A 15,135-nucleotide genomic window follows, 5' to 3' on the forward strand; every position below is an offset into this window, starting at 1 on the left:
GCATCAACACCGGGTTTGGATGCAAATAACCGTGCAGATACGTTATGCTAAACCGTCTACTGAGAGGAATTCGCCATGTTATTCGCCGCCCTCACCGCCACGCTCGAAACCGCCTTCAATGCTTGGTTGCAACTGGATAAAGCCAGCCACGGTAACGCCTTGGCACGGTTGCAAAGCTTGCAAGGCAAGCTGATTTGCCTACACATCAGCAACCCTGATCTCCAACTGTATTTTATGCCCACTGCTGACACCGTGCGTGTGACCACTGCGTATGCAGCCGAACCCGATGTCACCATTCATGGCTCGGCACTGGCGTTAATGCGCTTATCCGCTGCGGAAGATACCGGCAAAGCCATGTTAGCCAACGGCATTAAAATCGACGGTGATATGGGCTTGGGCAACCGTTTCAGCGCCATCTTGCGTGAAATTGACGTGGATTGGGAAGAATTGCTCTCCCGCGCAGTCGGTGATGTGCTTGCACACCAAATGGGGCAATTGGCACGTGATAGCAAAGGCTGGCTGGAGGATTCTGCGCACGCGATGCGTTTGAATACCCAAGAATATTTGCAGGAAGAAGTACGCTTATTGCCCGCCGAAGCCGAAATCCGCAGCTATCTGGATGAAGTCGATACGCTGCGGATGGACGCCGATCGTTTAGAAGCGCGACTCAAACGGCTGGAACTTAAGGCTTAGGCGGCTTTTGAATGCTCGCAATGGAAACATGCGTGATCGAAGCTTTGCCAGTAGCAGGTGGCGGTTTCACACTCGCGGCGGGCGTTTCCACATGAAAATAACGGTAGCCACTGATAATGCCGGAAATACTCGCACCCTTGCCTTTCAGGTCATGCAATATCACAGCCACCACATGCGCCACGGTAAACCCCAGAATCAGACTCGCCAAACCGCCGTGCAGCCCAAACATCGACATTCCCAAGAATTGATACGGTGCGTTATAAAATAAGCCCGTTACCGCACACACCAGCAACACCACCCAAAACAGCGGGTAGATCACGCGCCAAAACGGGTTATGCCCATACCAATTCGGTAATGGAAACCGCGCAAAGCTCAGGTAAAACAACGCCATCTGCTTCATACCGACCCATTGTGCCTTATCCGGCAGAAATGCACGCCAATTGGCAGTACCGGGTAATAAAAACATCAAAATCACCCGCCCCACCACAGCAACCAACACCAATTGCCCCACAATCATGTGCCAATCGCGCCAAAAGTCAGGATCCACCACACCCTGTTGCAATGCCCAAGCGCTTGCCAATAAAAACAGCACTCCGGCGGCAATCAGACCATGGATTAGGCGCACCCAACCCGACCACACCAACACATAGCGTATCGTTTCTTGTTGCATTTCAGCCTCACTGACAGCTCAATCATAAATGCCAAGTCTAGCAGGAATCCAAAATAATAGTGGCATTCAGCGGGCGATTAGCCTACCCTCGCAAAAGCTACAGCGATTACCCTGGCAGTTTCAACAGTTCCTCTCGGTTACTTCACGAATATCTCCCCTGTTACCTGTAAGCACAACACTCTCATACACCTGTTTTTTAAAGGAAATTCATCATGGCTACAGGCAAAGTAAAATGGTTTAACGACACGAAAGGTTTCGGCTTTATTTCTCAAGACGATGGCGGCCCAGACGTATTCGTTCACGTCAGCGCAATCCAAAGCTCAGGCTTCAAAACCTTAGCAGAAGGTCAGCCCGTCAGCTTCAACGTAGAAAAAGGCAACAAAGGCCCGCAAGCTACCAACGTCGTTCCCCAATAAGCTTTCAAGCCTAGCGCTCATTCAGCAACCGGGCTGATTTCCCTACCGCACTGCGGCATCTGGACATCAGCCCGTTTTTCCATTGAGTATTAGCCTTACTCAACCCGCCCATTCACCCCAGCATTCGGGAACATCACTATGAAAACACTCTTCATTGGCAACATTGCGCCACAGGCGACAGAAAAAGAACTGCGCGAACTCCTCGCCGAATACGGCACGATCCGCAAACTGGAAATGCCCCGCGATATTTTCAGCGGCAAATGCAAAGGTTTCGCCCTGATCGACATGGAAGGCCACGAAGCGCGCGCAGTCATGGCAGGTTTAAACGGCAAAACCTTCCTCGATAACCCGCTCAAAGTCACTGACGACAAGCCCAAAGCCAAAGGTCGCGGTCGCCGCTAAGCAATATTTCACCCATTCGGGGTTTCACCCCGATTTTGTGCCTAGCGACAAATGGTATACTCCGCATATCATAGCAATTGGACGGACATCTTATGTCACTCAAAGACCAACTCCTCAAGGCTGGCTTAATCGACCAGTCCAAGGCACAAAAAGCCGAACAAGATCAACGCAAGCAAGCCCACCAAAAAACCGCCAAAGCACAGAAACAAGCCAAAAAAACCGGCGAAGTCTTGGTAGACGAAGCCAAATTGCTGGCGGAAAAAGTCTTGCAGGAAAAAGCCGAACGCTCCAAAGAACTCAACCGCCAACAACGCGAACAAGCTGAGAAAAAAGCGATTCAAGCGCAAATCAAGCAATTGATCACCCTCAATAGCATTGACCGCAAACGCGGCGACCTTGCCTACCAATTCGCTGATGGCAACAAAATCAAAAAGATTTACCTCACTCATACCCTGCAAGACCAACTGGCTTACGGCATTATTGTGCTGGTCAAATTCGGCGACGGCTACGAACTCGTGCCACGTCAAATTGCAGAGAAAATTGCGCAACGCGATGCCACCTGTATATTGGTACAAAATGCGGGCAGCACCGAAACCGCCGCTGTGGAAGACGACCCTTACGCTGATTTCAAAATCCCCGACGATTTGATGTGGTAAGCGCTTTTTTCTTGAATCGTAATTCAAAAATATCATATTATTCATGAATTACGATTCAAGAAGTACCGCATGATCAACCGGCAACTCCTCGCGGAAATACAAAGCAAGCTGTTCAAAGGCAAAGCCATCTTGCTCATGGGGTCACGACAAGTCGGCAAAACCACGCTAGTACAAACGTTGCTGGCAAATCTCGCCATACCTGTCATGAAGTTCAATGGTGATGAGCCTGATATGCGGGAAATACTCGCAAACACCACCTCTACACGCCTCGCCGCCTTGATCGGCAATCACAAAATTGTTTTTATTGACGAAGCACAGCGCATCGAAAATATCGGTTTAACCCTGAAATTATTTACCGATCAATTACCTCATATTCAAGTCATTGCAACAGGTTCATCAGCGTTTGAGCTTGCCAGCAAAATTAATGAACCACTCACGGGGCGTAAATTTGAATACGAACTGTACCCGCTATCATTTGTCGAAATGGTGGAACATCATGGCTGGTTTGCTGAAAAACGCTTGCTGCCACACCGCCTGATTTACGGTTATTACCCCGATGTTATCAATGCACTCAGTGAAGGTAATAGCGAACAAGTATTGAAATCACTTACGAGTAGCTACCTCTACAAAGACTTACTCAATTTGGAAGGTGTTCGCAAACCCCAACTGCTGGATAAATTGGTCAAAGCCATTGCCCTACAAGTCGGCTCAGAAGTTTCTTTCAACGAATTGGCACAACTCACCGATACCAACGTTCATACGGTTGAGAAATATATCGACTTGCTAGAAAAAGCTTATGTGCTGTTTCGCTTGCCCGCTTACAGTGGCAACCATCGCAATGAAATTAAAAAAGGGCGCAAAATCTACTTTTTCGACAATGGCATTCGTAACGCGCTGATCAATAACTTCAACCCGCTGGAATCACGCACTGACGTAGGCGCACTCTGGGAAAACTTCCTGATCAGTGAACGCATGAAATACCTGTCATACCAACAAAATCTTTTTTTCACGCGGCGTTACTTTTGGCGCACCACCCAACAGCAAGAAATCGACTACCTCGAAGACAGCGGCGGCAAACTCCACGCTTGGGAATTCAAGTGGAATCCCAAAGCCAAGGCGAAGTTCCCTGTCACATTCACGAATGCTTACCCAGACTGTGTAACCATGCGTGTCGATCCCGAAAACTTTGAAGCATTTATTGGGCTAACAACTGCATGAAACCCTTCACCCGCATTCTCCGCCTGTGGACGATCAACCGTGTCTTTATTCGCCACGGTTTAGACGAACTCGTGTTCCGCATTCCCTTCATGCGCCCCGTGGCGTTCATTTATCACCTGTTGCCCTGGAATTGGGGCAAGCAAGAAACCCGTCCACGTGGAGAGCGCATTCGCCGCGCCTTGGAAGATTTGGGGCCGATTTTCATCAAATTCGGGCAAATGCTTTCCACTCGCCGTGACTTATTGCCCGACGACATCGCCACCGAATTAACGCGCCTGCAAGACCGTGTGCCGCCGTTTTCCAGCCTCGAAGCCCGCAAAACCATTGAAAAAGCTTACGGCAAATCCGTTACCGAGGTCTTCCAACGCTTTGAAACTGACCCGATGGCTTCCGCGTCAATGGCGCAAGTTCATGCCGCGCAATTGTGGAATGGCAAAGAAGTTGTGGTCAAAGTGCTGCGCCCCGGCATTGAAAAAACCATCAGCCAAGACGTGGAACTGATGTATTTGATGGCGAATTTGCTGCAACGCTACTGGAAAGAAGCCCGCCGCCTGCGCCCGCTGGACGTGGTTGCCGAATACGAAAAAACCATTTTCGACGAACTCGATATGATGCGCGAAGCCGCGAATGCCAGCCAAATTCGCCGCAATTTTGAAAAAAACCCTGCCCTGTATGTACCGGAAATTTACTGGGATTACACCCACCCCAATGTGATTGTGATGGAACGCATTTACGGCGTACCCGTGGGCGACATTCCACGCTTGCGCGAACTGGGGGTGAATTTCAAACGCTTGGGCGAAATGGGCGTAGAAATATTTTTCACCCAAGTGTTCCGCCACAATTTTTTCCATGCGGATATGCACCCCGGCAATATTTTCATCGACCCCAGCAACCCCGATGACCCGCAATACATCGCGGTGGATTTCGGTATCGTTGGCACGCTGTCTCCGGCGGATAAGCGTTATTTGGCGGAAAACTTCTATGCCTTTTTCCAGCGTGATTACAAGCGGGTCGCGGAATTGCACGTGGAGTCGGGTTGGGTTCCGCCGTCTACCCGCGTGGATGAATTTGAATCCGCGATTCGTTCGGTATGTGAACCGATTTTCAACCTGCCGATTAAAGACATCTCTTTTGGACAATTTTTGTTGCGCCTGTTTCAGACGGCACGGCGTTTCAATATGGAAGTGCAGCCGCAACTGGTCTTGCTGCAAAAAACCTTGCTGAATATCGAAGGGCTAGGCCGCCAGCTTTACCCCGATCTGGATCTGTGGTCAACGGCTAAACCGTTTATTGAACGCTGGATGGATGAGCAAGTCGGGGTACGCGCCTTGCTAAACGGCGCAAAAATCAACCTGCCAAAATTCCTCGAAAACCTGCCGTATATGCCAAATATGTTGCACGATATTATGCAGCAAACCACCCAGCACAAACTCAAAATGCAGTGGGAATCCGAACAGCTAGACGCCTTACGCAAGGAAATGCGCCGTTCGCAGCGCATCAATCAAACCCTGATTGTCACCGGCATACTGGTTTTTTTAGCCACACAAGTCTTTAACGCTTACCGTTAGACGCAAAAAAGCCGCTCTGTTCAGAGCGGCTTTCCGCCTATCAATAAGCCGTTGGCTTAAGGTTTCGGGATGCTGTCTGCTGGCGTGTAACCGGCTGGTTCAGCATCAACCAGTACGCTGGCCGTCGCTTCTTTACCGTATTTATCACGTATGGTGTAAGTGAAGCTGTGGTCAAGGCAGTACCCGCTACGTAAAGTGTAAAGAACCATTTGCTTGCCTTTCCACGTAATGATTTCAGCCGTGCCGTAGTCAGGCTTACCCACCGCAACGATTTCCAACGCTTCGCCGGTATCATTAGCCAACACATCCACGCGCCGTGGCACCAAGTCGTTGAGTGCCAACGGTTCTTTGGTAGCAGGATCGTCCACCGCAACAATACTTGGCGGAGTCACGGTGATGGTAACAGTGCCCGTTGCTTGATGGTTTGCCGTGTCGGTGATCACGTATTTAAAGCTATCCGTGCCGGTAAAATTGGCATCAGGGGTATACGTTAGCGTATTGCCTGCTTGCGTTACTTTACCGTGAGCGGCTTGGGTGAAGCTTACAATGCTTAAGGTATCACCATCGGTGTCGGTATCGTTAGCCAATACCTCAATCGGTATTGCGGTTCCTTTAGACGTTTCGCGGGCATCCGGTGTTGCCACGGGTGGCGCATTACTGTCTTCTACCGTTACTGTCACGGTTGCCGCAGGGCTGAGATTGCCCGCCGCGTCTTTGGCAATGTAGGTGAAGGTATCAGTGCCAATGAAATCAGCATTTGGCGTGTAAACCAATTTGCCATCTTTTTCGGTCACGGCACCGTGGGCGGGCTGGGTGAAACTGGCAATGCTGTTCACGTTAGCATCGTTGCTCAGCACATCAACCGTTACCGGCGTGTCTTGCATGGTGTTAGCCACATCAGCATTTGCCTTGGGGTCAGGCACAGGTGCTGGCTTGACAGTAACGGTGACTGTTGCTTGACCGCTGTTATTGCCAGCACCGTCAGTGGCGATATAAGTAAAGGTATCAATACCTGTGAACCCGGCATTGGGCGTGTAGACCAGTTTGCCTTGCGCTTCGGTAACAACCCCATTCCCCGCCTGATTGAAACTGGCAATGCCGTTCACATTTTTATCATTGATCAACACGTCGATAGCAACCGGCGTGCCTTGGGTGGTTTCCGCCACGTCAGCGTTTGCCTGCATGTCGACAACGGGTACTGACGGTGTGACAGTGACTGTGACCGTGGTTTGACCGCTAGCATTACCCGCTGCGTCTTCAGCAATATAAGTAAAGGTGTCAGTGCCCGTAAAACCCGGATTTGGTATGTACGTCAACACATTACCATTTTGAGTGATGGAGCCATTCGCAGGCACTGTGTAATCGCCAACCGTCAAAACCGCTTCTATTGGCGAACGATCATTCGCCAATACGTTAATACCGACAGCCTCACCAGACGCGGTGAAGGCAGTGTCAGCAACCGTCACCGGCGTCTTAGAGGTGCCATCATTCGGATTAACTACTACCGTGACCGTTGCGGTGCTTTGGTTGCCCGCAGGGTCTTTAACAACGTAAGTGAATGTATCCGTCCCCGTGAAACCTGCTACCGGCGTGTAAACTAAATTCTGACCTTCGGTTTTAACCTCGCCGTTTGCCCCTTGGTTGAAGCTCGTGACAGTCAATGCATCGCCATTCGGATCCGAATCGTTCGCCAACACATTGATCATCACTGGCGTACCGCTGGTGGTTAGCGCGTTGTCATTAACCGCTACAGGTGAGCTTGGCGTGAGCACGCCATTGCTGCCATTACCGCCAGCCGTTTTATAGGTATCCACGGTCTGCTTGTGATCGGCAGTATTGCGCAATGCTTGACGCACCCACAGAGGCGGCTCAGGAATCAATTCTTTGCGCCAGACAACTTTAGGATCGGTCGTGCTAGTACCACCGGCTTCAATCACTTCGTCTTTGTATTCGTTTTGGTAAGTGACGTATTCAATGTCAACGCGGCGGTTTCTGTGACGCTCAGCTTCCGTGTTCGGGTATTTCGGCTGACTTTCGCCCAAACCTTGTGACAGCAACTCATTCGCGCTGAAACCGTTTTTGATCATGAAATCACGCACCGCATTAGCGCGGTTTTCAGACAACTTTTGGTTGTACGTGTCTGCGCCTTTGTCACAGGTGTTGCCGGTAATGCGAATGTTGCCATCGTAACCCGAACCCCGAATTTGCCCGATAACCGCTTTCATGCGTTCTTGGGCTTCCGGGGTCAATTTAGCGCTGTCGAGCTTAAAGAAAGTATCAGACTCCAGCTCCATGGTGTTTTTGATCAGTTTGCGCTCAATTTTGGGCGGCTGCTTGACTTGTTCGCCGGGAATCTCGGTACGAATTCGGCGGTAGCGCTGGTCTGGTTGCCAGACACCGGCTTCACTGCCGATGTCATAGCGGTAAGAAACCCCGCCGCGTGCTTCCGCATCGTCAGCAGTCATCGTGCCGCCGGATTTTTGGAAAACTTCTAATTCTGCGCCCACGCTATGCGGGGTATCGGGAAAAAACTTTTCAACGCCGCCGGTAACGGTGGTTTGACTTGCACTTTCTTCGTTTGCGGCAGTGTCTTCAGCCCATTCGTAATCCAAGCCGCCTTGCACACGCATACTTTGTTGCGGCAGAAACGTACCCACGCGACCGCCCACGCCCAAATCGTAGGCTTTTTCAGTCACGCCAGGGGTAGTCGTCACACGACCATCCGACAACCCTTTGCTGACATGACCCGACCAGAACAAATTGGCATTTTCTTGACCGTAGCCAACGGTAGCCTTTTTATCCTTGAGTTCATTTTGGTCATACGCACCAAACACTTTATTAACCCGCGAAGGGTTATTCGCATCACCGGACGCCCAATGGTGACTGAGTTTTGCGCCCGCACCTGTTAACATTTCCTCACCAGCAGCGTCATCAGCACCGGGGTTGACACCCAAATAGCCTTGACCGATTGTCGCGCTGCTTTCGGTATTGCCAAACACTTGACTGGCTTCGACTTTGCCTTTGAGCTCAGTGTCAATGCCGACCCCGATGCGAGTATTACCGCCCACGTAGCCGGTGTTTGCACTGGACGTTTCGGTGGAATCTTCTAAAAATCCGTCAGCCTCTTGGCCTAAATCTTCGGCTTGGCGCATCGCATCAGGCGTCACAGGTGCGGGATTGCCTGCTGGTGCTGCACTGCCTTCTAAGGTTAATGGATCGTAAGGGGATGGCTGAAGCTGACCATACGACCCGTCGTAACCGCCGTCTCCTGCGAGAACAGTGGCAGAACAAAATAGTAGTGGCAGGATAGCCCATTGAGTGAAAAATGTTTTTTTGTCGTTCATCGTTATATCTCTTTGCCTGCGTGCCTTTATTATTGCTATTGGGTCACATGATCGCAGCCATAGTATTCTGTATGACGAACCCGCCACAATATATTCCGACGAACGTGGCGTCATGCTGCATCCCTAGCCAATTGCCTGACGTGGCATGATTTTGTGTTTTATACCTGACGCTGGGAAGTCCATCGTTTATACTCTTTGCTATCTGAAGTGTCACCAACCACGCACCCATACCGAGTGCTTATAAAGGTTAAAGAATGAATGTTTTTTTAAGTAAAAATAAAGCGGGAGCATTCGTAATATTATGTTAAAAATAATACAGATTGTCCCATTTTTTGGGATTGTACTGCTCATCTATTGGCTGGCAGTAAAAACCAGTTTGTTTCCTGACGGCTTAAATCATGTGTTATTCCACTTGCGCCTGCCCTCCAAGGCTTTGTGGAAACCCACATGGGGCGATTTCATGGTGTTGTTAGGGGTTGCTTGCCTGTACGTTGAATTATTCAAAGCCACTCGCACCTCGGAAACGACTATCGTCGATCATTTGCTCTCCACGTTTGTGCTGATTTTTTACCTGACGGCTTGGTTAATTTACCCTTGGGCAGGCAATTCAGTTTTCCTGATTTTGACCGGGATGACATTTTTGGATGTGATTGCCGGTTTCACCATCACCATTTCAGCCGCACGCCGTGATCTGGCCATTGGTGGCAGGTAAACATTTAAGCCATAATGCAGCCAGTATTTTTAAGAGAGAAGCGTTCATGCACACATTTATTGCTCGCTTGACGGTGCTTGCGGCTCTGTCACTCAGTGCTTATGCCGACGTTCCCCAATTTCCTGATGCCAGTATGCTGCCCCCCGGTGTCAGTATGGATACAGATAGCGGCACTGCGACCAGCCCCAGCAATGCGCAAGGTTATACCTACCCGCCAAGCGGCTCGCAGCCGTTTAACTACAACAACTCGCAATATTTTTTGCCCAGCCCGATGCCCAACCCACCGGCAGCACCGCCAATGGTGATGCCATCAATTCCTAACTTTACGTGGCCTAATGCGGGTTATGGCAGTTTGACCGGCAATACCGCTAATACGCCGCAACTGGCACTGCCACAAACTGCACCGACTCCCGCGCCCAATACCCAACAATTGGAAGCACTCAACCAAAGCCTTAACAATCTGCGCCAAGAATACGCTGACCTGCAAAACAAAACGCAGCAAGATTTATACACCCAAGAACGCAGCATTGCCGAGCTGCGCAAGCAACTCGAAGCCGCCAACCGCGACAAAAGCCAGCTTCAAAACCAATTAACTGCCCTCAACAACGAATCAGCCGATAGTGTCAAAAAAGCCGATCTGGAAAGTTGCCAAGCCGAAAAAGACGCATTAGCAGGCAAACTCACCGGCATGACGCAACAAGTCGCAGCAGCTAACGAAACATCCCAACAACTCACCCAATTGCGCCAACAATTTACCTCGCTAGAAACCGAAAAGCGGCAACTGGTCAGTGCGCTGGAACACGAAACCAAAGACATTGACGCTGACGGTGTTCCCGACAAACTCGACAAATGCCTTGACAGCGCTCTCGGCATTACCGTGGATGCCAGCGGCTGCGAACCATTCAAAGACGCTGATCAAGACGGGATTGCGGATAGCAAAGACCGCTGCCCGGTCAGTGCATCCAAGGCAAGCGTTGATAAAAACGGCTGCGACTTACCGCCGCCAGCACCAACGCCAGCACCAATACCACCAGCACCTGCTGATGGCGATAAAGACGGCATTGCGGATGGCATCGATCTATGCACCGATACCGCCGCTGATACAGCAGTCAACCCAGCCGGTTGCGCCAAAACCGAAAACATCAACCTTAAGGGCGTCACCTTTGAAAAAGGGTCTGCGGTATTAACGACCACCTCCTTCCCAATTCTCGATGACGCCGCCGTTACCCTGAAAAAACACCCCGATCTGAAAATCGAAGTCGGCGGGCACACCGATAGCAGCGGCGACAAGGCAGCCAATGAAAAACTGTCTCAATCCCGTGCCGAAGCGGTGATGAAATACTTGGTAGAAAAAGGCGCGAAAGCCGAACTCCTCAGTGCGAAAGGCTACGGCTCCAGCACCCCGTTGGCGGACAACGCCACGCCCGATGGCAAAGCGCAAAACCGCCGCGTCGAACTGAAAATATTAGGACAATAGTGAGCCAATACCAACAACACGCCAAAAAACGTTTCGGGCAACACTTCTTGCACGACCGCAACGTGATCGACAACATGCTCCGCGCTGTTAATTTGCAACCCACGGATCACGTCGTCGAAATCGGCCCCGGCCCCGGCGCACTCACCTTCCCGCTGCTGGAATTGCTGCCGCGTTTGGATGTGGTCGAAATCGACCGCGACGTGATTGCCTGGTGGCAACAACAGCCACAAGCCGAAGGTAAATTGCACATCCACGCCCAAGACGCGCTCAAGCTGGATATTCCGGCGTTGCGCGGCGACGGTGACACACTGCGGATTATCGGCAACTTGCCGTACAACATTTCCACACCGCTGATTTTCCACTTTCTGGAACATCGGGCGCACATCCGCGACATGCTGTTCATGCTGCAAAAGGAAGTGGTGGATCGTCTGACTGCCGAGCCGGACAGTTCCGATTACGGGCGGCTGTCGGTGATGGTGCAATACTATTGCGAACCGCATTATTTGCTGAAAATTGGCCCCGGTGCGTTTACCCCGCCGCCTAAAGTGGATTCGGCGGTGGTGTATTTGAAACCGTGGGCAACGCAGCCTTTTATTGCCAACGATACGGAACAGTTTGAAAAGCTAGTGAAACAAGCCTTTGCACAGCGGCGCAAAACCTTGCGCAATACGCTCAAAGACTTGCTGACAGCGGAACAAATTGAGCGTGCGGGAATCGACCCGACCCGCCGCGCAGAAACGTTGGCGGTAGAGGATTTCGTTAATTTGGCGAATTTGCTAACACCACATCCAAAAACGCCTGCCCATACTGCGTAAGTTTACGCTCCCCAATCCCCGCAATACCCCGCATCGCCTCCAGCGTTTGCGGGCGTTCATCCGCCATTTGCAGCAAGGTGGAATCGTGGAAAATGACATACGGCGGCACACCCTGTTCCTGTGCCAAGCGCAGTCGCAGCGCACGCAAGGCTTCCCACAAGGCTTCCACCTCAATGGGCATGGTATCGCGGTTAAACCGTGGTTTAGCGACAGGATCACCCGGCACTCGATCACGCCGCACCCGTTCGCGCTTCTGTTCCTTGCGCAAATGCAGCTCGATTTCCCCACGCAACAACGGGCGGGCGTTATCGGTCAAGCGCAAGCCGCCATGCCCGTCCACATCCACCGTCAAATACCCCAACGCAATCAATTGGCGGAAAATATTGCGCCATTCCGCCTCCGAATGTTCCCGCCCAATCCCAAAGGTGGAAAGCTGCTCGTGGCGAAACTGGCGAATGCGCTCATCATCCTTGCCCAGCAACACCTCGATAATGTAATTCACCCCGAAACGCTGCCCAGTGCGATACACGCACGACAAGGCTTTTTGCGCCGCCACCGCTGCCTCCCACACCTCCGGCGTATTCCGGCAATTATCGCAATTCCCACACGGTTGCGGTGTAGGTTCACCAAAATAGCTCAGCAACGCTTGGCGACGGCAGGTGGTCATTTCGCACAAGCCCAACATCGCTTGCAGCTTGTGGTGTTCGATGCGCTTTTGCTGCTCGCTGGCGGTGGATTCCAGCATCATCTGGCGCAAGGTGATGACATCTTGCAGGCCATACGCCATCCACGCATTCGCGGGCAAACCGTCGCGCCCCGCCCGCCCGGTTTCCTGATAATAGGCTTCGATGCTTTTCGGCAAGCTCAAATGCGCCACAAAACGCACATCCGGCTTGTCAATCCCCATGCCGAACGCGATGGTAGCAACAATGATTACCCCGTCTTCGCGCAGGAAACGTTGCTGATGGTTACGGCGCGTATCCGCATCCATCCCCGCATGATACGGCAACGCGGTGCGCCCCTGTTGTGCCAGCCATGCGGCAGTGTCTTCCACCTTTTTGCGCGACAGGCAGTACACAATCCCCGCATCCTGCGAATGGTTCGCGTCGATAAACTGCCACAATTGTTGCCGTGCGTTTTGCCCCTGCTGGATAGTGTAGTGAATATTGGGGCGGTCAAAACTGTTGACGTAAATATCAGCGCGTTGCAAGCGCAACTGCTCAATGATTTCCTGACGGGTACGTTGATCAGCGGTAGCGGTCAACGCAATGCGCGGCACACCGGGGAAACGTTCCGCCAGCATCGACAGTTGCTGATATTCCGGGCGGAAATCATGCCCCCATTGCGACACACAATGCGCTTCGTCGATGGCGAACAGGCTGATACCGATGGTGGTGTGCAAACGTTCCAGCAAAGGCAGCATTTTTTCGCTGAGCAAACGTTCGGGCGCAACGTAGAGCAGGTCGATTTCACCCGCCAGCAATTCGCGTTCCACCCGCTGCACCGCACCGTAGTTCAGCATGGAATTGAGGTAAGCGGCGCGGATACCGAGTTGCAGCAGCGCATCGACCTGATCCTGCATCAAGGCAATCAGCGGCGACACGATAATGCCCACACCATCGCGCACCAACGCCGGAATCTGGTAACACAGCGATTTGCCGCCGCCCGTAGGCATCAGCGCGAGGACATCATGATCTTGCAGCAATGAGCCGATAATATCGCGCTGGTTCAGGCGAAAATCGGCATAGCCGTAGGTATTGTTGAGAATGTGGTAGGCACGTTGCATGGTTGAATCCTACCCCAAACGCTGCCGAATAGCATTCAAGTGTTGCCAGCCTTGTTCCGCGATGGGCGTGAAACTGGCATCAGGCTGCGGCGCATCCGCCACTTGCTGCCAATAACGCTGCGCCAACGGCAACATTTCCTGCCAATACGCTAACGCAGGCGGTGTTGTCATCTGCCATTCCGACCATGCTTGCGGAATCAATCCCGAAGCACGCGGGGCAAACGCCATCGGCAACATGTCATAGATCGGGGCTAACGTCAGGGGTTTCTGTCCAGTATGGAAAAAGGACAGATTACCACCGTGCATATCGCTATTGCCGATCAAACGACCGAAGGCATACAAACGCTGGATAGTCGCTTCCGTTTCCGCACTGAGATAACCCTGACGCAGTAATTGTGCCGCAATGACAGACCAACTGGCATCCGCCTGCCCGACGAACGCATTATCCAGCGCCGCCAGTGACACAACCCCGCGCCGTCCACCGTTAGCCATGCGGTCGAAACGACGCACCTCCAAAAAGTATTGTTGCCCAATGGTTAGCCACTCAGAAGCCACAGCGGGCAAGCCTGCGTCGGCGAGGGTTTGCAACGCCAAGTGTTCGGCTTGCAATAGGCTACCCCAGCGGCGTGTCACGGCATTGTCTTCGGGAGCAGTGAATTTAACCAATACGGGCAAAGGCGCAGCCGTTTCAGCCGTCGCAAGCGTCGCCAGAAATTTAGGTTGCTCACCACCCGCCGACGAACCGACCAATTCACCGCCTAAGGCTTGTTGCGCTAATCGCGGGTAGTGTTGGCAACGTTTTTCCCGAAATAGGACAGTCGTTGCCGAATGCGCCAGCCAGCGGGATAATGCTGCATCCCCAACGATCAGATTACCGATGCCATCCTCCCCGACAGCCGCCAGTGCAATCAGCACATGATCATCACCCCACAAAGCTAAATTGGGCGGCAAACCGAGGCGCGGCGCTTGCTGGTGAACTAACGCTCTACCAAGGAAACCTTGTGGGCGCATATCCTCCAACCACCAGGGTAGACCTGCAAAATAGGTATCACTGTTAGTAAATAGCCCCGCACCTGCTTGCCACTTAACCACATAGCCTTGAGGTTCAACGGGAATGATTTTGCCGAGTGACTGCACCTGCCCGGATTCGCTGATGTGATAGAGAGGAAAGGCGGCTTGCCCAGCGACTGTGCGACGCAATGCGTAGGATGACTTCCGCGCTTGACCATAGCGCAATACAGCATGACCCGCTTCTACCACTCGCCGTGACAAAGTGGACTGACTGATATTCAGACGACGTAGCAATTCACTCGCGGATAACGGCGCATTCTGTAAAAGCTGTAATATTGCATGATTCATGAATGGATACTAGCATAGT

13 protein-coding genes are annotated in these 15,135 nt (G+C 51.9%); 9 read left to right on the plus strand and 4 right to left on the minus strand.

Annotation, left to right across the window (positions count from 1 at the left end; all coding sequences use genetic code 11):
- Window positions 1-75: 75 nt before the first annotated feature.
- Window positions 76-693: an SCP2 sterol-binding domain-containing protein gene (locus tag L3K52_18290; protein ID UOG92109.1), complete on the plus strand. Its 618-nt coding sequence runs from the start codon at window positions 76-78 to the stop codon at window positions 691-693.
- On the opposite strand, the gene L3K52_18295 is transcribed toward L3K52_18290, so the two are convergent.
- On the minus strand, window positions 683-1,363 hold the full coding sequence (locus L3K52_18295; GenBank protein UOG92110.1) for a cytochrome b/b6 domain-containing protein: 681 nt from the start codon (window positions 1,361-1,363) through the stop codon (window positions 683-685). The genes L3K52_18290 and L3K52_18295 overlap by 11 nt on opposite strands.
- A gap of 212 nt (window positions 1,364-1,575) precedes the next feature.
- On the opposite strand from L3K52_18295, the gene L3K52_18300 reads away from it, so the two are divergent.
- From L3K52_18300 to ubiB, 5 genes are all read left to right on the plus strand, one after another.
- Window positions 1,576-1,779: a cold-shock protein gene (locus L3K52_18300; GenBank protein UOG92111.1), complete on the plus strand. Its 204-nt coding sequence runs from the start codon at window positions 1,576-1,578 to the stop codon at window positions 1,777-1,779.
- A 138-nt stretch (window positions 1,780-1,917) separates the two neighbouring features.
- A complete protein-coding gene (locus L3K52_18305; protein ID UOG92112.1) occupies window positions 1,918-2,181 on the plus strand; it encodes an RNA-binding protein in 264 nt (87 codons plus the stop codon).
- 92 nt (window positions 2,182-2,273) lie between these two features.
- The gene (locus tag L3K52_18310) at window positions 2,274-2,837 is read left to right on the plus strand and encodes a DUF2058 domain-containing protein (protein UOG92113.1); all 564 of its coding nucleotides are present in this window, start codon (window positions 2,274-2,276) and stop codon (window positions 2,835-2,837) included.
- Window positions 2,838-2,906: 69 nt separating this feature from the next.
- Entirely contained in the window at window positions 2,907-4,055 is a 1,149-nt protein-coding gene (locus tag L3K52_18315; GenBank protein UOG92114.1) for an ATP-binding protein, read from the plus strand.
- Entirely contained in the window at window positions 4,052-5,623 is a 1,572-nt protein-coding gene (gene ubiB / locus L3K52_18320) for a ubiquinone biosynthesis regulatory protein kinase UbiB (GenBank protein UOG92115.1), read from the plus strand. The genes L3K52_18315 and ubiB overlap by 4 nt, the downstream gene beginning before the upstream one ends.
- A 56-nt stretch (window positions 5,624-5,679) precedes the next feature.
- Here the strand turns inward: ubiB and L3K52_18325 are convergent, their stop codons facing one another.
- A complete protein-coding gene (locus tag L3K52_18325; protein ID UOG92116.1) occupies window positions 5,680-8,967 on the minus strand; it encodes an Ig-like domain-containing protein in 3,288 nt (1,095 codons plus the stop codon).
- A gap of 301 nt (window positions 8,968-9,268) precedes the next feature.
- Here L3K52_18325 and L3K52_18330 point away from each other — a divergent pair, with 301 nt between their 5' ends.
- The 3 genes from L3K52_18330 to rsmA are packed head-to-tail and all read left to right on the plus strand — an operon-like array spanning window position 9,269 to window position 11,971.
- Window positions 9,269-9,679 (plus strand): hypothetical protein, encoded by a 411-nt coding sequence (locus L3K52_18330; protein UOG92117.1) that lies wholly within the window; start codon window positions 9,269-9,271, stop codon window positions 9,677-9,679.
- 46 nt (window positions 9,680-9,725) lie between these two features.
- Window positions 9,726-11,156 (plus strand): OmpA family protein, encoded by a 1,431-nt coding sequence (locus L3K52_18335; GenBank protein ID UOG92118.1) that lies wholly within the window; start codon window positions 9,726-9,728, stop codon window positions 11,154-11,156.
- Window positions 11,156-11,971, plus strand: a complete 816-nt coding sequence (gene rsmA / locus L3K52_18340; GenBank protein UOG92119.1) for a 16S rRNA (adenine(1518)-N(6)/adenine(1519)-N(6))-dimethyltransferase RsmA — start codon at window positions 11,156-11,158, stop codon at window positions 11,969-11,971. Before L3K52_18335 ends, rsmA begins: the two co-directional genes overlap by 1 nt.
- Here the strand turns inward: rsmA and recQ are convergent.
- Complete coding sequence (gene recQ, locus L3K52_18345) at window positions 11,916-13,757, minus strand: DNA helicase RecQ (protein UOG92120.1); 1,842 nt, start codon at window positions 13,755-13,757, stop codon at window positions 11,916-11,918. The genes rsmA and recQ overlap by 56 nt on opposite strands.
- 9 nt (window positions 13,758-13,766) lie before the next feature.
- The gene (gene yjjJ / locus L3K52_18350) at window positions 13,767-15,116 is read right to left on the minus strand and encodes a type II toxin-antitoxin system HipA family toxin YjjJ (GenBank protein UOG92121.1); all 1,350 of its coding nucleotides are present in this window, start codon (window positions 15,114-15,116) and stop codon (window positions 13,767-13,769) included.
- Between the last annotated feature and the right edge of the window lie 19 nt (window positions 15,117-15,135).

The sequence above is a fragment of the Candidatus Thiothrix sulfatifontis genome (assembly GCA_022828425.1).
In the GTDB taxonomy this organism is placed as follows: Bacteria; Pseudomonadota; Gammaproteobacteria; order Thiotrichales; family Thiotrichaceae; genus Thiothrix; species Thiothrix sulfatifontis.